Source organism: Aquirufa antheringensis (assembly GCF_004307425.1).
Classification (GTDB): domain Bacteria; phylum Bacteroidota; class Bacteroidia; order Cytophagales; family Spirosomataceae; genus Aquirufa; species Aquirufa antheringensis.
Map to the genome: position 1 here is coordinate 251,659 of NZ_SEWZ01000004.1, position 18,382 is coordinate 270,040.

Below are 18,382 nucleotides of genomic sequence, written 5' to 3' on the forward strand. Positions count from 1 at the left end.
TTATTTTTTTTGTTTGGTTAATTCTTTTTTCTTTTTCCTGGCCAAAGTTAATGCATCAGCACCCTCTTCAAAATCTGCCACAATGTATTCGCCTTCCGCTAAAGCCCCTTTCAAAATCTCTTCAGCTAACGCATCCTCTAAGTACTTTTGAATGGCACGATTTAACGGCCTTGCTCCATACTGTGGATCATAGCCCTTATCCGCCATAAAGTCTTTCGCTTTCTCCGTTAATTCCACTTCAAAACCAAGGTTCGCTAAACGCGTTTTTAACTTCGTTAACATCAAATCAATGATTTGGTGGATGGCAGGACGCTCTAGCGAGTTAAATAGGATGATATCATCTAGACGGTTAATGAACTCAGGGGCAAAAGCTTTCTTCAAGGCATTTTGAATGGTTGTCTTCGCGTATTCATCTAAGTTGTCCACCTTAGACTTCGTAGAGAAACCAATTCCTGATCCAAAATCCTTCAAATCACGTGCCCCAATATTCGAAGTCATAATGATAATCGTATTTCTAAAATCAACACGACGACCTAGGCCATCCGTCAAAATACCATCATCTAATACTTGCAATAGCAGGTTAAACACATCTGGGTGTGCCTTTTCTATCTCGTCTAACAAAACGACCGCATAAGGCTTACGGCGAATCTTTTCAGTCAACTGACCACCTTCTTCATAACCCACGTATCCCGGAGGCGCTCCCACTAAGCGAGATACACTGAATTTCTCCATGTACTCACTCATATCGATACGAACTAAAGCATCTTCTTTATCAAACAAATAGGTCGCTAGAACTTTGGCCATCTCCGTCTTTCCTACCCCCGTAGGGCCTAAGAAAATAAATGAACCAATCGGTTTCTTCGGATCTTTTAAGCCTACACGCGTACGCTGAATGGCTTTCACTAATTTCTTAATCGCATCTGGCTGACCAATCACTTGCTTTGAAAGTTGTTCGTCCATCTGCAACAACTTCTCCCCCTCTTTCGCCGCAACGCGGTTAACTGGTATACCCGTCATCTGCGCAATCACCTCCGCAACATTCTCTTCTGTAACCGTGAATTTCTGCTTCTTCGAATCTTCCTCCCAAGCCGCTTTCGACTGCTCTAATTGATCAATTAATTTTTTCTCTCGATCACGTAATTGAGCCGCTTCCTCGTATTTCTGAGACTTCACCACTTGGTTCTTCTCTTTCTTCACGATTTCGATTTGGCCTTCTAACGCAACGATATCTTCTGGAACGTTAATATTCGAAATGTGCACTCGCGCACCTACTTCGTCTAATACATCAATCGCCTTATCTGGCAAGAAACGATCTGAAATATAGCGGTCTGATAATTTAACCGCAGAAATGATGGATTCGTCTGTATAAATTACGTGGTGATGATCCTCGTATTTATCCTTGATATTATGTAAAATTTCGATGGTTTCTTCGACTGTGGTCGCATCTACCATCACGGTTTGGAAACGACGAGCTAAAGCTCCATCCTTTTCAATATACTGACGGTATTCATCAAGCGTAGTTGCTCCGATAACTTGTATATCTCCACGCGCTAAAGCTGGCTTAAACATATTCGAAGCATCTAATGAACCCGAAGCTCCACCAGCACCTACGATGGTATGTAATTCATCTATAAAAAGAATAACATCTGTAGACTTCTCTAATTCATTCATTACCGCTTTCATCCGCTCCTCGAATTGACCACGGTATTTCGTACCAGCTACTAAGGACGCAATATCAAGCGTAACGACACGTTTGCCAAACAGCACACGGGATACTTTCTTCTGCACAATTCGCAAGGCTAAACCTTCCGCAATGGCCGTTTTACCCACACCCGGTTCACCGATTAAAATAGGGTTATTCTTCTTGCGACGTGATAGAATCTGAGCCACGCGTTCAATTTCTTTCTCACGACCTACAATCGGATCAAGCTTACCGTTTTCTGCTACTTTAGTCAAATCACGACCAAAATTATCTAACACAGGAGTTTTACTTTTTTCTCCTGGTTTCGAACCTGTTGTATTACCTGCACTTGCTCCCCCAGTAGAACCAGACCCTGCGCTATATAAACGCGAATCGTCGTCATTGTCATCTGTATCAGAACTTGCTTTCGGATTTGCACCCTGACCATTTCCGGATTGGAACTCTACCATTTCCTTGATTAAATCGTAGTAAACTTGGTATTTCTCCAAAATCTGAGTCGCCACATTATCTTCATCACGTAAAACCGCCATCAAAAGATGATCTGTTTCAACGACATTCGTTTTAAAATATTTTGCTTCTAAATACGTCAAGCGCAACACCTTTTCCGCTTGCTTGGTTAACGGAATATTTAACATATTCTCGCGATCGAAAGAAGAACGTGTGGTAGAGGCGGTGGAGTGTTCAATGCTTTGGCGTAAAGAATCCAAAGAAACCCCAGAACGCAATAATAAATCAATCCCTGGACCTTGTCCATCTCGAATCATCCCTAACATTAAGTGTTCTGTCCCGATGTAATCGTGACCTAAACGTAATGCCTCTTCCCGCGCAAGCGAGATAACTTCCTTCACTTTATTCGAAAATTTAGCCTCCATATCGTTCTATTAATTTCGTACAACTTACCTGCATCAACCATGTATGCCCCTAAATTGTTCCCTTTTATTTTAAAAAAGTCAAAGACTCCTTCCCGTGATTCATTAGTAAATCTAAAATCGACAAATTCGGAACAAATTCTGCTCCAAAACATTGACGATAGGATTTATTTTGATAGAATGAACGCGTTGTCCAGTCTTTTTTCGCACTTATTTGATCATATTCACTATCACCATCATAAACTCCGAATTCTTGCGTCTTCTCACATACGAGAGGCACATCTAAAATACGGTAAACAAAGCTCAAGAGATCAATATTTAAATCTACTAAAAAAAACCTTTTTTTTGCAAAGATTTGGCGTAAATATGGCTCAAAATATTCATAGTAAGGTGCATTTCCATAGGCCGCTTGAATAGCTCCTTGATGTTGCTTCATCCAATTTTGAGTATAATCAATCCTCGTATCTTTCGTTTTAGTTTTCTCTCCAGATGTATGAATCACCGGAACAGTTAATCGCTCCACCCCATTGGCCCCTAAAATCAAACAACGATTCCGATAAGTTTGCTTCGGAAAATTTTCTTCCACCTCGAATAGCAAAGACGGTTGCTGTAGCAAAACAGTCATGTATTCTAAACTAGGCAAATAATGAGTCTCAATGTGCATTCCCAAAAATAAATCGGATATTTGTAAAACGAAAGAACAAAGATAATAAGAATGAAAGCGTCTCCCCTGTTTCTGTACAAACTTATTGGAAGATTACCTTTGCCCATATTGTATGGATTCGCAACCTTCTGTACCATCCTGTTCTACTACTTTATTCCCTATCGAAAAAAAGTGATCCAGGGGAATATGAAAAAGTCTTTCCCTACGCTTTCAGACAAAGAATTAGGCAAACTTACGTACCGCTTTTATGGTTATTTAACTGATCAATTAGTTGAGTTCTTTAAAGGGGTTTCTATCTCAAAAGAAGAAATGCTTGATCGTTTCGAGATTAAAAATGAGGACATCGTAACTGATTTTATTAAAAAAGGAATACCCGTCATTTTAGTAGCTGGTCATCAAGGTAACTGGGAATGGGCCATTCACCGTTTAGCGCTGAGTAAGAATCCGCACGATGTGATTTACCAAAAACTAAACAATCCCACCTTCAATGAATTTACCAAGCAGGTGCGTGCGCGATTTGGGCATGTCGTTTTATTAGAAAAAAGAGAGTCTGTTTTGTTAACGAGGGAAAGAAAGGATATTCCGCGCGTCATTTGTTTAGCTGCTGACCAAGCTCCTCAGAAACCTGAAAGCGCTTATTGGACCACCTTTCTACACCAAGATACCGCCTTCTTCACCGGTATGGAGCGCTTTGCGAGAGACTACCAATACCCAGTGGTATTTGCAGAATTAATTCGCACAAAGAGAGGGAAATACACGATGACCTACGAATTATTAGCGAATGTCCCTTTTGATGAATTAGCTCCAGGGGAAATCATTGAGCGCTTTGCACGACGTTTGGAGAAGTCCATCAACGCTTACCCAGAACAATATTTGTGGTCGCATAGACGCTGGAAGCACACAAAACCTGACAAATTAAGCCTGAAGTGGTCTTAACTAAATTCAGAACAATCTCCCGCTCCTTCCCGAATAATTTCAAAAGCATCCTTTGAAATTTCCACCACACTGGAAGGAACAAAACCTCCGAATCCCCCATCAAGTACCAAGTCAACAGCATGACCCCATCGTTCCATAATCAAACTTGGATCCGTATACTCTTCTACTTCTAAATCATCATGAGGTAAAGACGTGGTTAAAAGAGGTGAACCTAAATGGGAAACAATAGATAAAACAGGTTCATAATCTGGTATTCTAATACCTACTGTTTTCTTTCCCTGAACTAGTACAGAAGGAACCTTTGAACTAGCTGGTAAAACGAATGTAAAAGCGCCAGGCAAGAACCGTTTCAGGGTTTTGAAGGCAAAATCAGATACTTTGGCATAATTCGCAATCGAACTTAAATCCGAACAAATAAAGGAAAAGCGATTCTTCGAGGCTTGAATACCTTTAATTTCACAAATACGGTTAACCGCTTTTGTCGATCCGATGTGACAGCCTAAGGCATACATCGTATCCGTTTTATAGATTATAACAGCATCCTTTTCCAATGCTTTCACAATCAGGTCTAAAGTAGCTTGACTATTGTTCTTGTCATAAAGACGAATGAGCTCTGCCATATTATTCGAAAAAATAATCCGTTTCAGACTCCTCTTGCTCTTCTTTAACTTGATCAATACTTGCATTGATTTCGAATCCTACCAGTAAAATCAACGCAATAAAATACAACCAAACCATCAAGGCTATCAAAGAACCAATAGAGCCATATACCTTGTTATAACTCGCAAAGTTGACTAAATAATAGGAGAATAAATTAGTGACTAAAATAGTTAGCACCGAAGCAGTAATAGAACCCGCATTAAAGAATTTCCAGCGTTTAGTGATCGCTGGAGCATAATAATAGATAATCGAAATAGTTAAAAAGAAGATAGCGAAAATCAGGAAATAAGTCAAAATATTCAACATGTAGAAATTGAAATCATAATCTATTAGCCCCTTCCCTTTAAGATACCCAATCACCAGCTTGCCTACAATGAAGACCGAAAATGCCGTTATCAAAACAAACGTCAAAAGGAAATTCAAGGAGACAGCGATCACTCTTTCTTTTATTAATCCCCTATTTTCTTTCGTTCTATACGTTAAATTAAAGGAACGAATTAAGGCTTGAATACCACTAGTAGAGGCATATAAGGCAAATAAAAATCCGAAAGACAAAACTCCACCCGATTTTTTTCGAATCAAATCTAAGAGTAATTCAGTGAAATCTTTTTGGAGGTTTTTCGGGATAGAGGACTTCAAAAAATTCACCATCTTGATATCGAAATTATCCACCGGAATATAAGCTAATAAGGAGAATAAAAAGATAATCGTAGGGAAAACAGCCAAGGTAAAATTATACGCAACGGCCGCCGCACGCACATCAATATCAAAATGAAAAATCTTTTGGTATAAAATCGTCAGAATTCGGGCCAGGATATAATGTTCCTCGCAATCTTTCCAAAACACCTGAATTTCTCTCCAAACCCGTCTAAGCATCACTTCTTTTATCTAAAATCGCCGAAATCAACCATTCCGGCGCTTTCACCACCTTCTTAGTGGCTAATTCCATAAAGACCAAAGTCGTCTTCCCTTCGTGTAATAAGGCCTCACTTTGGTTAAAAATCTTGTACTCAAATTCGATTCGAACTGAAGGCATTTTGATTAACGTACATTCTATTCGCAATAAATCATCATACAAAGCTGGAGCGTGGTACTTAGAGTAATTTTCATACACGGGCAAACCGATTCCAGCATCCTCTAACACCTTGTAACTAACTCCAATGCTTCGTAAAGTTTCCACCCGCGCTATCTCATAAAAACGAGCATAATTACCATAATACACATAGCCCATTTGGTCTGTATCAGCGTAGCAAACACGGTAAGAAACCTGGTGAGAGAGCATATTAATGTATTTTGTTTTGGTCTAGTGCTTTCTGATAATCAGCCGCATTCTTCCTATGTTCCTCATAAGTAACTGCAAAAGCATGGTTCTCTGAAAAATCAGCTTTGGCACAGAAATAAATATACTGATGGTGCTCTAAATTCAAAACCTTATCTATCACATCACTCGGCACAATCGAAATCGGACCCGGTGGCAATCCGGCATTCCTGTACGTATTATATGGAGAATTAAGTGCTGTATATTTACTCGTCACTCGTTTAATCGTAAAATCTTTCCAAGCAAAAACGACAGTAGGATCAGCCTGTAGAGGCATATTAGCTTGCAAACGATTCCAATAAACTCCCGCCACACGTGCTTGCTCTTTTGGGTTTTTAGATTCCCCGTACACTATGCTGGCTAGAATCGAGACCTGAACTGGCGTCAACCCTAGTTTCTGTGCTTCTGCCTTACGTTTTGATGTCCAAAACTTCACATAAGCTTTGTTCATTTTGTCCAAAAACTCAGGAAATGTAGTTGTCCAATTCACCTCATAGGTATTAGGGACAAAGATGGCAGGACTAGTTTCAGAAGTAAAACCCCACTTTCCCATCAACTGAGTTGAATCAAGAAAAGCATATATAGCAGCCGAATCATAGTCCGTTTGTTGCGCAATTCGACCGGCTATATCTTCTTTTAAGCGAAAATTATTAATCACCACTTTATAGGCATCCTGACGGCCATTTCTTAGCTTACGTAACAACTCCCAGTTACCCATTTCACTATGAATAACATAACGTCCCGGACGCACTTTCTCTGGATAATTTAACACCTTAGCTAAGAAACGGAAACTTAATTGATCTCGCACTACATCGTGCTTTTTTAACGTATCTAGTACCGATTCGTAGGTCGAATTCTTAGGAATGAATAATTCAAAAGGTTGATTTGCCTCTACTCGGAAATTAGGTGTTTTGAATACCTGCCAAACGTAGTAGGAAAACATGGCCGAAACCAAACTAAAAACCAGAATGAAAATCTTGATACGCTTATTCGAAACCATATTAATCTAATTTAAAATCTAACTGAAAACGAGAGGCTAGAGATTGTAAATCTTCTACGACCGGTTTTAATAACGGAATGCCTTCTACACGACGAATAGCTTCTAATTCCCGCTCTGGATCACCTGGAATAAGCACTTGCTTTCCTTCCACGGCTTTGGCAGATCTAAAACGACGAATCCATTTATCCATATCCTTCGTAAAATCCTCCGCTGGCCTGAACGCATCGACACGCATCGCGCCTAAAAAATGACCCGTTCCATTTCCGACCGTTTCTCCCGCTTGCATAAATCCAGCAGTCGCAAACGGAGGTACCCAAGGACCAAAATTCGCCCCCGACAAAACACCAGATAAGATATCTACAATAGCACCTAAACCATATCCTTTGTGTGAACCGTGTTCGCGATCACCACCTAGCGGCAATAATGCCCCACCATTTTTAATCGCAAAAGAATCATTGGAAGGATCCCCATTAGCATCCTGAACCCAGCCGTCTGGTGTATCTAGTCCTTTTCGTTGAAGTATTTCTAATTTACCATAAGCCACAGCTGTGGAAGCAAAATCCGCCACAAAAGCAGGCTCTTCATTTGCTGGAATAGCCACCGCAATCGGATTCGTTCCTAATAATTTTTCTTTCGAAAAAGTAGGCGTCACTAAAGGAGCAGCGTGGGTCATCGCCCATCCGATCATTTGGGATGGCAAAGCTTTCATGGCATGATAACCTGCTATACCGAAGTGATTAGAATTCTGGACTGCCACCCAACCAGTACCAGCCATTGCTGCTTTTTCACACGCAATTTCCATTGCCTTAGGAGCTACAATTAGGCCTAAACCCCGATCACCATCTAATGTAGCTGTAGAGGGTGTTTCGTGTAAAACTTTTACCTGAGGTTTTGTGTTTAATCTTCCGTTATCGTAAAGGCGAACATAACCCGCCAAACGCGCGACTCCGTGCGAATCAATTCCACGAGCGTCTGCAGAAACTAAAACATCCGAGGCTAAAGCCGCCTCTTCATCACTACAGCCAATGGCTGTAAAAACAGAGGCAACGTATTTTTTTAATAAATGATAGTCTGCTTGCATAGTATAAACTAAACCACAAAGATAATTAGAACTATTGGTAATAATATTGCCAAAATGCACCTAAATTTGAACCATTAATCATCAACCCATATGAACTTATTATCATCCGCCTGGTTTTGGATCACACTCATTGCTATCCTTGTCATCATTCGTGACATTTTTATCCAAAAAAGCCATACCATCACACATAATTTCCCTATTGTAGGTCATTTCAGATACTGGCTTGAGCGCATTGGACCTGAATTAAGGCAATACATTGTTGCCAATAACCGTGAAGAATTACCATTCAATCGCCAAGAGCGCTCCTGGATCTATGCTTCTTCGAAGAATGAAAATAATTTACAAGGTTTTGGAACGGATCAAGATTTCAGTTCACCTGGCTACATTTTCATTAAGAATGCGATGATGGGATTTAATCCTTCAAAGAATCATTTATATCATCAAAATCCAGGAGTACTGCCAGCGGCTAAAGTAATTGGTTTATATCACAAGAGAGCGAAGCCATTCCGCCCCTATTCGATCATTAATATCTCCGGGATGTCTTACGGTTCACTTTCTGCAAAAGCAGTAGAATCACTAAACAAAGGAGCACTTTTAGCTGGATGCTATCACAACACGGGCGAAGGCTCCTTGTCTCCCTACCACCAAAACGGTGCTGATGTGATGTTAAACATTGGAACCGCGTATTTTGGCGTTAGAGAATTAGATGGACACTTTTCGATGGAAAAATTAAAGCAAAAGGTTAAGGAAAATCCATGCATCAAAGCCATCGAATTAAAGCTTTCGCAAGGAGCTAAACCAGGAAAAGGAGGAATGCTTCCTAAATCTAAAATCAATAAAGAAATTGCGGAAATACGCCATATTCCGATGGATAAAGATGCTATGTCACCCGCTTTTCACTCTGAATTCTCCTCGGTCCCAGAGATGGTCGATTTCATTGAGTCGATGGCTGCTGAAACGGGATTACCTGTAGGAGTAAAATCTGCTATTGGTAAATTAGAACAATGGGAAGAATTAGCTGCCTATATGGAAAAACACGGCAAAGGACCTGATTTTATCACTATCGACGGTGGCGAGGGTGGAACGGGTGCTGCTCCACACGCGTTTGCTGACCACGTTTCGATGCCTTTTACTTTTGCTTTTGCGAAAGTTTACCAGATATTCCAACGTCATAATTTAACCGATAAGATCTTCTTCATTGCTTCAGGAAAACTGGGATTCCCGGAAAAAGCCTTAATGGCCTTTGCGATGGGAGCAGATAGCATTCACATTGCTCGCGAAGCCATGATGTCGATTGGCTGTATTCAAGCCCAAAAATGCCACACAAACCACTGCCCTACCGGTATCGCCACTTCGAATAAATGGTTACAGGCCGGTATTGATGTGACTCTAAAAAGTGAGCGCTATTACCGTTACCATTATACCTTAGTGAAAGAAATCGCGGAAATTACGCACGCCTGTGGATATGAGCACCCTGCTCAAATGACGATGGATGATATCGAATGGTCGATGGGTGACAATAACCGAACCATGGCACTATCTAAGGCTTTGGGCTATACAAAAACGGAAACAGCCTACGTTGGATTAGAAGAATTAGTCAAATGTCCGCATTTAGGTGGTCTAAATGCAAGAAAACGGCTATCTTTGTAATATGTTATCAATATCGAATTTAAACTTCTATTTCGGAAGTCGCGCCTTGTACGAAGGAGCTAGTTTACACATCAAGCCTAAGACTAAAATCGGTTTAATCGGTGCGAACGGTACCGGCAAATCTACTTTATTACGCCTTATTTCTGGTGAATATACACCAGATGGTGGCACGATTTCTAAGTCTGGAGATTGTACCATTGGTTTCTTAAACCAAGATCTTTTGTCCTATCAAACGGATGACAGTATTTTGAATGTGGCGATGCAGGCTTTTGAAAAGCAGTTAGAGCTTCAAAAAGATATTGATAAAGTACTTCATAAGATGGAAACAAATTATGAAGATAAAGACATTGATGTATTAGCAAAACTGCAGGAAGATTTCGAGCGTTTGGACGGTTATACGATCCAATCTCGAACTGAGGAAATATTAGAAGGTTTAGGATTTAGCACGAGCGATTTAGATCGCCCCCTGAAATTATTTTCTGGAGGGTGGCGTATGCGGGTCATGTTAGCCAAGTTATTATTACAAAAGCCTGCCTTACTCCTGCTTGATGAGCCTACTAACCACTTGGACTTACCGTCCATTGAATGGGTTGAAAAATACATACACGATTATGAAGGTTCCATTGTGGTCGTATCTCACGATCGCTATTTCTTAGATCGCACCATTGATAATATTGCCGAAGTTTCTGGCGCTAAAATCACCTTATATCCGGGTAATTATTCTTTCTATATGGAAGAAAAAGCACTCCGGAATGAGATTCAAAAAGGGGCATTTGAGAACCAACAATCTCAGATTCGCCAGACAGAACGATTCATCGAGCGTTTTAAGGCCAAAGCTTCTAAAGCTAGACAAGTACAATCGCGCGTAAAAGCATTGGATAAAATCGATATCATTGATGATGTGATAGATGAAAAAGCGAAGGTGAATTTCAAATTTAACTTTGGAACTGAACCGGGTCGTTTCATCTTATTCTTAGAACACATTTCAAAGGCATTTGGAGAAAAGGTTATTTTAAAGAATACTTCTGCAACCATTAATAGAGGTGATAAAATTGCCTTGATCGGTGCAAACGGAAAAGGTAAGTCGACTTTATTGCGTATCATTTCAGGCACTGAACAAATCGAAGGTGAAAGAAGAACTGGTCACAACGTGATCGAATCCTTCTTCGCACAGCACCAATTAGAGAGTTTAACGGTAGAAAACACCTTAATAGATGAATTAAAAGGCACAGGGACGACAAAAACCGATATGGAATTACGATCGGTATTAGGTTGTTTCTTGTTTTCTGGAGAAGAAGTATTCAAAAAGATCAAGGTACTTTCAGGGGGAGAGAAATCCCGTGTGGCTTTGGCCAAAGTATTAATCTCAGAAGCGAACTTCCTTTTACTCGATGAGCCTACCAATCACTTGGATATGCAATCGGTGAATATCTTGATTCAAGCCTTACAACAATACGAAGGAACCTATGTAGTCGTTTCCCACGACCGCTATTTCGTAAGTAATATCGCTAACAAGATTTGGTACATTGAGGATCACGAAATAAAAGAATATCCGGGCTCATTCGATGAATATGAAACATGGATGGCTACTCGCGAAACATCAAAACCTGTTTCCATAAAGGCAGCTCTTAAAGCAAAGCCCGAGTTAGCTCCAGTAGAAGCTAAAACGCCTAATCAAGCTAAGCAAATAGAAAAGCTAGAGGCTGAAATTATGGAAATTGAAAATCGAATTTCAGCCATCGAAGCTCAAATGGTGGATTTAGCTAACCAAGCGGATTATGCAGGTTTGAAACAACTCGAAGTATCATTAGCAACAGAAAAATCTAATTTATCCGCTACTACAACGGCTTGGGAAGCATTAATCTAATAAAATGAAGACCTATATCTCGCTTTTGCTTTTTCTAGGTCTTCCTTTTTCTATTTTCTCCCAAATTGATACTAGAACACATCATTCAAATATTCAAACGGCCTTTATTCAAACAGCCGACAGATTCCTTCATCCGAATGTTGTACTGAATTTAGGTTCTTCACCCAATGCAACATTACAATTCGATGATTTAGCACTTTCCTATTCATCCTATTATTTCCGAGTAATCCATTGCCAAGCAGATTGGAAACCTTCCACTCTTTCAGACATTGAATATTTGGATGATTTCAACGATTTTCCGATACGGAATCCTGAATCTTCGGTAGGCACCAAGGTCCCCTATTTACACTATGCCGTTCCTATTCCAAGCCTAAAAGTCAGTGGGAATTACATAGCGATGGTGTATAATAAACGGAATAAACGCGATACGGTTCTATGTGTTCGATTCTCCGTGGCAGAACAAATCGTGAAAGTGCAGACGTCTTTTTCGTATGCCAAAACCAATACCTTACGTACCAGCCATCAAACCATCGATTTCAAACTTCACATTCCTCCTAGCTTAAATTTCGCAGGTGATGAACAGCTAAGTATCCAGGTTCGCCAAAACCACCAATCAGAGAACTTGCTAAAAAGATTACCTGAAGGCCAATTTAATCTTCAAGAAAACAGCTTAACATTCCCCTTCTTTGGCCAAGAAAATGCATTTCCTGGATCCAATGAATTTAGACTCATCGACCTACGAAGCTCCCAGCAAAAACTTTCCTTTGTGGATCATATCGTAACAGGTGAAACAATAAACTCCGTCAGCACCCAAATAGAACAAGCCCAAGGACTATATCCATACGTACAAAGAAATGACATAAATGGCGCTTATGTAGTCGAATCATATGAAAACCAAGAGAATCCATTGCAAGCGGACTATGTAGAATGTACTTTTCGATTAAAGCCTACAGATTCGCTCAACGATGTCTTTGTGGCGGGAGGATTCAATAATTTCACGTTTAATGCTCCATTGCGTTTAAACCCCGCAACCGGTTTCTTAGAAAATACCCAAATGCTAAAACAAGGCATTTATAACTACCAGTTTAAAAGCAAAAATCCCCCTAATGTGACATTAGAGGGAAATCATGCTCAAACCGAAAACCTATATGAGGTACTCGTTTATTATCAAAAACCAGGAACAAGATATGATTCACTGGTGGGGTATACGACAGTGGTCACTAGTCGATAGTCGATAGTCGCTAGTCGCTAGTCACTAGTCGATAGTCGCTAGTCACTAGTCGATAGTCCTTAGACGTTAAAACGGAAGTGCATAATGTCACCATCTTGCACTACATACTCCTTGCCTTCCACACTTAATTTACCGGCGTCTTTACATCCTGCTTCGGTTTTGTAAGCGACATAATCAGCTAATTTAATTACCTCAGCACGAATAAAACCTCGTTCAAAGTCTGTGTGAATTACACCAGCTGCAGCGGGTGCTTTCCACCCCTTTTGTATCGTCCAAGCGCGCACTTCTTGAACACCCGCTGTGAAGTAGGTAATCAAATTCAATAAATGATACGAACTACGGATTAACTTATCTAAGCCAGATTCTGTCAAACCATATTCTTCCAAAAACATCGCACGATCGTCCAAATCCTCCATTTCTGCAATCTGAGCTTCTAAAGCAGCACAAACGACTACAACCTCTGCATTTTCAGGCGCTACATTCGCTTTCAGCTCGTCCACATACTGATTGCCACCTGCGGCAATGGAAGCTTCATCCACATTCGCCACATAAATCACAGGCTTATCAGTCAATAAATATAAATCACCTATTGCCGCTTGTCGAAGTTCATCATCCATTACAACCGTACGCGCTGATTTACCTTCCTCTAAAGTTGACTTAAACTGTTGCAAGGCAGCTAGTTCTGCTTTTGCTTTGGCATCCCCTGCTTTCGCAGCACGTTCTGTTTTAGAAATCTTCTTATCTACAGAGTCTAAATCCTTTATCTGTAATTCTAAATCAATAATTTCTTTATCACTTACTGGGTTCACACGTCCTTCCACGTGAACAATATTTTCATCTTCAAAACAACGAACTACGTGAATAATAGCATCTACCTCTCGGATATAAGCTAAGAATTTATTCCCTAAACCTGCTCCAGTCGAAGCACCTTTTACTAAACCAGCAATGTCTGTAAACTCAATAACAGTAGGTAAAATGCGATTCGGATTCACTAATTCAGCTAACACGTTCAACCGATTATCTGGTACAGTGACGATACCCACATTAGGCTCGATAGTACAAAACGGGTAATTCGCCGCTTCTGCTTTATTAGAAGAAATAGCACTAAACAAAGTTGATTTACCCACATTAGGCAATCCGACAATTCCACAAGTTAATCCCATAGTAATTTTAGAAATGAAAGCACAAAAGTACGGTTAAAAATCAAAAAGCCCCTGATTTCTCAGAGGCTTTTTTGAATATTTTAAAGATAATTACTCCCATTTCAATTCACTGTTCCCAAACTCGTCCTCATCACGATTAAACGAGGAGAAATCAACGTCTGGCATCAATTCAGTCTTAACGTGATTAACGGCCTCATTCAAACCTTCGATAAATTTATCAAAATCTTCTTTGTACAAAAACATTTTATGTTTCTCGTATACGAAGCCATCTTCTTTCTGGTGACGACGACTTTCTGTGATCGTAATGTAATAATCTTGAGAACGGGTTGACTTCACATCAAAAAAATAGGTTCTCTTTCCTGCCCGAATACGTTTAGAAAATAATTCTTCTCTATCTCTTTCTTCCACTGGTATTAAAATTATAGTTTCACAATGTGTAAATCTACTATTTATTCTCATTCACTCAAAAAAAATATCCAGAATTAAGCAGAGACCTAAAAACTTGTCATTTTTAATTCCCAACTAAATCCTCCATCTTTACAATCATCATCCATCCTATTTAATGATAAAAATACCTTCAATAGTACTATTTTTAGCACTATTTTTATCCTTTTCTTCTATAGCACAAGAATTAGGATACGAAAAAGTAGGTATCGCTTCTTTTTACGCTAATTCATTCTATGGCAAAAAAACGGCCAGCGGAGAAAAATTAAAGAAGACCTTATTAACGGCTGCCCACAAGCGTTTTCCCTTTAATACATTAGTTGAAGTAACAAACCTAGCCAATCGCAAAAGTGTCATTGTTCGGATTAATGATCGTGGTCCTTACAAAAAAGGAAGAGTCATTGATTTATCAGAAGCGGCAGCAAAGAGACTAAACCTCAAGAAAATAGGTCTCGTAAGAGTGAAAATAAAAATAGTAGGATTTGAAAATGAATTGATGCTCATCCCTTATCAAAAACTTTCATTAGAGAGTAACCCCAAATTTAGTCGCAATTTCTACCAAAAATCACGTCTAAAATACAAGACGCAGTACAAAATGAAGAAGAACGTCCAAAACAAAAAATATATCAAACGTTAGTCTTTTTTACGTCTTGTTTCCCAATATTGAATAAAATCCTTCAAATTTTCTACTGGTATCCGCTTACCCACAATCCTTTTTTGCTCGTCTAACACATAAACTACGGGTGTAGAGTAGACATCAAACGTCTTTCTAAAATCAGTATAAAATTCTTCTTTTCCTGTTTTAGAATTTACGTGAATATCGATTCCGTTTACCCAAGAGCCTACATTAAACTCCGTTATAAATTTCTTCCAAGCGACTTTATCTCGAACGATAGAACTAGCCACAACTCCCACATTTTTGGCTTTAAAATAATCTTCCAATGCCAGTAGTTTAGGCGTTTCAATCCTGCAATGACTGCATTCTGGATCATAGATAAACACAACTGTATATTTAAAGGGCAAAGAGCTCATATTAATTTCTTTACCACCCACATCAGTCAAATACATCTTAGGAAAGGGCTTGCCTACAAGTAAAGGTTTAATGATTGCTATACGTTCTTTCATTCGCCTTACCGTACTTGTATCCCATAAGGCCGGCTCTCCAATGTAATACTTCTCCGCTAAGTGAACAAATGCCCCTTCTGTACCTAAAATAGGATTGTTCTCATAGGTACTCGCAATTTTATAGATGATGTAACGACGCACTTCGGGGTTTTTAACTTTTGATAGAATCATATCGGATTCGTGCGAAATCGAATCCGGATCTTGAACGACTAAATCTTTAAAAAATCGTTCTAATTTACGCTGTAAAAAAGGCGTACGCACCATGCGCTCATCCCCCAGATCCATCCCATCAAAATAATGTTTCTTGTAGTATTGGTACTGATAGACTTGCATTTTAGTCGTATCCGCCTTCGACTTTAAACTACCTGAATAGACTGGAATTTCTGGATCAAAGGAAGATTCAATGAGTTTAGAAACGAATAAAGAAGCATTAGCTTTTTTCCATTGCTGTTGAAATTGCTGCACTTCTAATTGTAAATTCTTTCGGCTAGTGAGAGAAAGAGTAGGTTGATTTATCTGGGCATACAAGTTATTCATTCTCCTTTGGAAGACATAAAAAGCTGTATTTTCCGCGGAATTTACAAAGTTGATCGATTTTAAAATATCAGTCGTGTCTAAGGAAAAAGAAAAATGAGGATCCTCAATTACCACATCAATGTATTTAGATTTAAGAAAGGATATCAAGTATAGTCCTTTAGGTAAAACCTCAGAACCTTTAAATTCAAACTCCCCCACCTCATTCGCTACCACTGTATCTTTTATAACTTGTTGGTTATAGCCAAAATAATGCGCTAAATACACCTCGGATTTAGAGAGACCTTTTATTTTACCCTTAATTTCATATTGGGCATCAGAATTAAAAGCAAAGAGGAAAATAAAAAGAAGAGTACTGACTACTTTCATAAGATTAGAATAAATTTGTGTCACTAACCTCCAAATTTACAATGTTTTTCATCCTATCTAAAATAATCGACTTTTTCCTTCAACCACTTTGTTGGATATTTATCCTGCTGGGAGTCGCCTATTTTAGTAAATACACAAAACGCCTCATTTTAGTCACTTTAGGTGCTCTTATTCTCTGTAGTAACGGTTGGTTTGTCAACCAGTGTTATTTGGCCTATGAAAGTCCTCAAGTAAAATTGACCCAAAACTACCAGTGGTGCATCATCTTAGGTGGTGGAATGATGCGCGCAGGAGAAGGCTATCGAACAGGTGAAACAGCAGATCGATTTATTCAACCATTACTACTTTACAAAAAAGGCATCGTAAAAAAACTCCTTATAACAGGTGGAAACGTCAATATTAAAGGTCTAAAGATCGACGAAACGCAAGAAAGCAAGAAAGTGAAGGAAGTACTCATTGCTATGGGTGTAAAACCGGAAGATATTGTTTTAGAAGAAAGTGCTCGAAATACACATGAAAATGCGGTCTATACCAAAAAAATGCTCAAACCGTATTTAAAAGAACGAATGGTATTAGTTACTTCTGCCATGCATATGCCAAGAGCTAAAGCATGTTATACAAAGGAAGGATTTATCGTGGATGACTTCCCAGCAGACATAAAGAAAAAGGATACCCCTTCAGGTATCCTCGATCTAGTTATTCCACAAGAACGTAACCTCAGTAAATTCGCTGAATTAATCAGGGAAATGGCGGGGTACGTCATTTATAAAATTGTTGGTTTTGCCTAGGTAGACAAAATCTCAACCATGCGGATTAAATCTTCCGAAACAGGCTTCTTCTTAGTAATCGTATCGTGGAATGGCGTATAAATCAATTGGTTATTCACCACACCCGCCATTACATTTTTCTCTCCACGTAATAAGCCTTCTAAAGCACCTAAACCTAAACGACTAGCTAGAATACGGTCATAGGCAGTAGGAATTCCACCTCGCTGAATGTGACCTAAAGTAGTAACGCGAATATCTAAATTCTCGCCCATTTTGTCTTTAATTTTCTTAGCCACAATCTGTGCGTTCCCTTCTTCATCACCCTCAGCAACAATCACAATAGAGGATGACTTCTTCTTATCAAAACCTTTCTGAAGTATAGAAGAAATCTCATCTACTGAAGTTAAATTCTCAGGAATCATCACAGACTCTGCTCCACCTGCTATCGCACATTGAATGGCGATATAACCAGAATCACGACCCATTACTTCAATAAAGAATACGCGATCATGTGAATCGGCCGTATCCCGAATTTTATCTACTGCATCTAGCGCAGTGTTTACGGCTGTATCAAAACCAATCGTATAATCTGTACCAAATAAATCATTATCGATAGTACCCGGGGCACCTACCGTGGGTATCTTAAATTCATTATAAAAAATCTCAGCTCCAGTGAAGGTTCCATTACCTCCAATCGCCACTAAACCTTCAATCCCTAGTTCTTGCAACTTATCATAGGCTTTCTTACGACCTTCTGCTGTCATAAATTCCTTAGAACGAGCTGATTTTAAAATCGTCCCTCCACGCTGAATAATATTACTAACAGATTGTGAATTCAAAGGAATAATATCCCCTTTAATCATTCCATTATATCCTCTTACAATCCCAAATACTTCCACACCGTGGTACGCAGCACCTCGAACAATTGCTCTAATACAAGCATTCATTCCTGGGGCATCACCACCCGACGTAAATACAGCTATTTTCTTCATCTCTTCTGTC

17 protein-coding genes are annotated in these 18,382 nt (G+C 39.4%); 6 read left to right on the forward strand and 11 right to left on the reverse strand.

Annotated elements, in window-relative coordinates; genetic code table 11:
• On the reverse strand, window positions 1-2,574 hold the full coding sequence (locus EWU21_RS09740; RefSeq protein WP_130896770.1) for an ATP-dependent Clp protease ATP-binding subunit: 2,574 nt from the start codon (window positions 2,572-2,574) through the stop codon (window positions 1-3).
• Between the two features lie 64 nt (window positions 2,575-2,638).
• Window positions 2,639-3,235 (reverse strand): WbqC family protein, encoded by a 597-nt coding sequence (locus EWU21_RS09745; RefSeq protein ID WP_262707898.1) that lies wholly within the window; start codon window positions 3,233-3,235, stop codon window positions 2,639-2,641.
• 51 nt (window positions 3,236-3,286) lie between these two features.
• On the opposite strand from EWU21_RS09745, the gene EWU21_RS09750 reads away from it, so the two are divergent.
• Window positions 3,287-4,171 carry a lysophospholipid acyltransferase family protein gene (locus tag EWU21_RS09750; RefSeq protein WP_130896772.1) on the forward strand — a complete coding sequence of 295 codons (885 nt, stop codon included), beginning with the start codon at window positions 3,287-3,289 and terminating at the stop codon, window positions 4,169-4,171.
• On the opposite strand, the gene EWU21_RS09755 is transcribed toward EWU21_RS09750, so the two are convergent.
• Genes EWU21_RS09755 through EWU21_RS09775 form a run of 5 tightly spaced genes read right to left on the reverse strand, consistent with a single transcriptional unit; the run spans window position 4,168 to window position 8,230 of the window.
• A complete protein-coding gene (locus EWU21_RS09755; protein ID WP_130896773.1) occupies window positions 4,168-4,791 on the reverse strand; it encodes an L-threonylcarbamoyladenylate synthase in 624 nt (207 codons plus the stop codon). The genes EWU21_RS09750 and EWU21_RS09755 overlap by 4 nt on opposite strands.
• 1 nt (window position 4,792) lies before the next feature.
• Window positions 4,793-5,707 (reverse strand): YihY/virulence factor BrkB family protein, encoded by a 915-nt coding sequence (locus EWU21_RS09760; protein ID WP_130896774.1) that lies wholly within the window; start codon window positions 5,705-5,707, stop codon window positions 4,793-4,795.
• Window positions 5,700-6,113: an acyl-CoA thioesterase gene (locus tag EWU21_RS09765; RefSeq protein WP_130896775.1), complete on the reverse strand. Its 414-nt coding sequence runs from the start codon at window positions 6,111-6,113 to the stop codon at window positions 5,700-5,702. Before EWU21_RS09765 ends, EWU21_RS09760 begins: the two co-directional genes overlap by 8 nt.
• Before the next feature lies 1 nt (window position 6,114).
• On the reverse strand, window positions 6,115-7,149 hold the full coding sequence (gene mltG / locus EWU21_RS09770; protein ID WP_130896776.1) for an endolytic transglycosylase MltG: 1,035 nt from the start codon (window positions 7,147-7,149) through the stop codon (window positions 6,115-6,117).
• Between the two features lies 1 nt (window position 7,150).
• Complete coding sequence (locus EWU21_RS09775; RefSeq protein WP_130896777.1) at window positions 7,151-8,230, reverse strand: Ldh family oxidoreductase; 1,080 nt, start codon at window positions 8,228-8,230, stop codon at window positions 7,151-7,153.
• A gap of 90 nt (window positions 8,231-8,320) precedes the next feature.
• On the opposite strand from EWU21_RS09775, the gene EWU21_RS09780 reads away from it, so the two are divergent.
• Genes EWU21_RS09780 through EWU21_RS09790 form a run of 3 tightly spaced genes read left to right on the forward strand, consistent with a single transcriptional unit; the run spans window position 8,321 to window position 12,978 of the window.
• On the forward strand, window positions 8,321-9,880 hold the full coding sequence (locus EWU21_RS09780) for an FMN-binding glutamate synthase family protein (protein ID WP_130896778.1): 1,560 nt from the start codon (window positions 8,321-8,323) through the stop codon (window positions 9,878-9,880).
• A 1-nt stretch (window position 9,881) separates the two neighbouring features.
• Window positions 9,882-11,747, forward strand: a complete 1,866-nt coding sequence (locus tag EWU21_RS09785) for an ABC-F family ATP-binding cassette domain-containing protein (RefSeq protein WP_130896779.1) — start codon at window positions 9,882-9,884, stop codon at window positions 11,745-11,747.
• 4 nt (window positions 11,748-11,751) lie between these two features.
• The gene (locus EWU21_RS09790; protein WP_130896780.1) at window positions 11,752-12,978 is read left to right on the forward strand and encodes a type IX secretion system plug protein; all 1,227 of its coding nucleotides are present in this window, start codon (window positions 11,752-11,754) and stop codon (window positions 12,976-12,978) included.
• A 59-nt stretch (window positions 12,979-13,037) separates the two neighbouring features.
• On the opposite strand, the gene ychF is transcribed toward EWU21_RS09790, so the two are convergent.
• Complete coding sequence (gene ychF / locus EWU21_RS09795) at window positions 13,038-14,141, reverse strand: redox-regulated ATPase YchF (RefSeq protein ID WP_130896781.1); 1,104 nt, start codon at window positions 14,139-14,141, stop codon at window positions 13,038-13,040.
• A 90-nt stretch (window positions 14,142-14,231) separates the two neighbouring features.
• Entirely contained in the window at window positions 14,232-14,549 is a 318-nt protein-coding gene (locus tag EWU21_RS09800) for a DUF3276 family protein (protein ID WP_130896782.1), read from the reverse strand.
• A gap of 154 nt (window positions 14,550-14,703) precedes the next feature.
• Here EWU21_RS09800 and EWU21_RS09805 point away from each other — a divergent pair, with 154 nt between their 5' ends.
• On the forward strand, window positions 14,704-15,222 hold the full coding sequence (locus EWU21_RS09805; RefSeq protein ID WP_130896783.1) for a septal ring lytic transglycosylase RlpA family protein: 519 nt from the start codon (window positions 14,704-14,706) through the stop codon (window positions 15,220-15,222).
• Here EWU21_RS09805 and EWU21_RS09810 read toward each other — a convergent pair.
• A complete protein-coding gene (locus EWU21_RS09810) occupies window positions 15,219-16,613 on the reverse strand; it encodes a redoxin family protein (protein WP_130896784.1) in 1,395 nt (464 codons plus the stop codon). The genes EWU21_RS09805 and EWU21_RS09810 overlap by 4 nt on opposite strands.
• Window positions 16,614-16,654: 41 nt before the next feature.
• On the opposite strand from EWU21_RS09810, the gene EWU21_RS09815 reads away from it, so the two are divergent.
• Window positions 16,655-17,401: a YdcF family protein gene (locus EWU21_RS09815; RefSeq protein WP_130896785.1), complete on the forward strand. Its 747-nt coding sequence runs from the start codon at window positions 16,655-16,657 to the stop codon at window positions 17,399-17,401.
• Here the strand turns inward: EWU21_RS09815 and pfkA are convergent.
• Window positions 17,398-18,372 (reverse strand): 6-phosphofructokinase, encoded by a 975-nt coding sequence (gene pfkA, locus EWU21_RS09820; RefSeq protein WP_130896786.1) that lies wholly within the window; start codon window positions 18,370-18,372, stop codon window positions 17,398-17,400. The genes EWU21_RS09815 and pfkA overlap by 4 nt on opposite strands.
• Window positions 18,373-18,382: the final 10 nt, after the last annotated feature.

Excerpts from the sequence above, each read along its gene's own strand:
- pfkA (WP_130896786.1), bottom strand. The coding sequence starts at position 18,372 with ATGAAGAAAATAGCTGTATTTACGTCGGGTGGTGATGCCCCAGGAATG.
- EWU21_RS09775 (WP_130896777.1), bottom strand. The coding sequence starts at position 8,230 with ATGCAAGCAGACTATCATTTATTAAAAAAATACGTTGCCTCTGTTTTT.
- mltG (WP_130896776.1), bottom strand. The coding sequence starts at position 7,149 with ATGGTTTCGAATAAGCGTATCAAGATTTTCATTCTGGTTTTTAGTTTG.
- EWU21_RS09745 (WP_262707898.1), bottom strand. The coding sequence starts at position 3,235 with ATGCACATTGAGACTCATTATTTGCCTAGTTTAGAATACATGACTGTT.
- EWU21_RS09805 (WP_130896783.1), top strand. The coding sequence starts at position 14,704 with ATGATAAAAATACCTTCAATAGTACTATTTTTAGCACTATTTTTATCC.
- EWU21_RS09785 (WP_130896779.1), top strand. The coding sequence starts at position 9,882 with ATGTTATCAATATCGAATTTAAACTTCTATTTCGGAAGTCGCGCCTTG.
- EWU21_RS09760 (WP_130896774.1), bottom strand. The coding sequence starts at position 5,707 with ATGCTTAGACGGGTTTGGAGAGAAATTCAGGTGTTTTGGAAAGATTGC.
- EWU21_RS09740 (WP_130896770.1), bottom strand. The coding sequence starts at position 2,574 with ATGGAGGCTAAATTTTCGAATAAAGTGAAGGAAGTTATCTCGCTTGCG.
- EWU21_RS09755 (WP_130896773.1), bottom strand. The coding sequence starts at position 4,791 with ATGGCAGAGCTCATTCGTCTTTATGACAAGAACAATAGTCAAGCTACT.
- EWU21_RS09815 (WP_130896785.1), top strand. The coding sequence starts at position 16,655 with ATGTTTTTCATCCTATCTAAAATAATCGACTTTTTCCTTCAACCACTT.
- EWU21_RS09790 (WP_130896780.1), top strand. The coding sequence starts at position 11,752 with ATGAAGACCTATATCTCGCTTTTGCTTTTTCTAGGTCTTCCTTTTTCT.
- EWU21_RS09765 (WP_130896775.1), bottom strand. The coding sequence starts at position 6,113 with ATGCTCTCTCACCAGGTTTCTTACCGTGTTTGCTACGCTGATACAGAC.
- EWU21_RS09750 (WP_130896772.1), top strand. The coding sequence starts at position 3,287 with ATGAAAGCGTCTCCCCTGTTTCTGTACAAACTTATTGGAAGATTACCT.
- ychF (WP_130896781.1), bottom strand. The coding sequence starts at position 14,141 with ATGGGATTAACTTGTGGAATTGTCGGATTGCCTAATGTGGGTAAATCA.
- EWU21_RS09810 (WP_130896784.1), bottom strand. The coding sequence starts at position 16,613 with ATGAAAGTAGTCAGTACTCTTCTTTTTATTTTCCTCTTTGCTTTTAAT.
- EWU21_RS09780 (WP_130896778.1), top strand. The coding sequence starts at position 8,321 with ATGAACTTATTATCATCCGCCTGGTTTTGGATCACACTCATTGCTATC.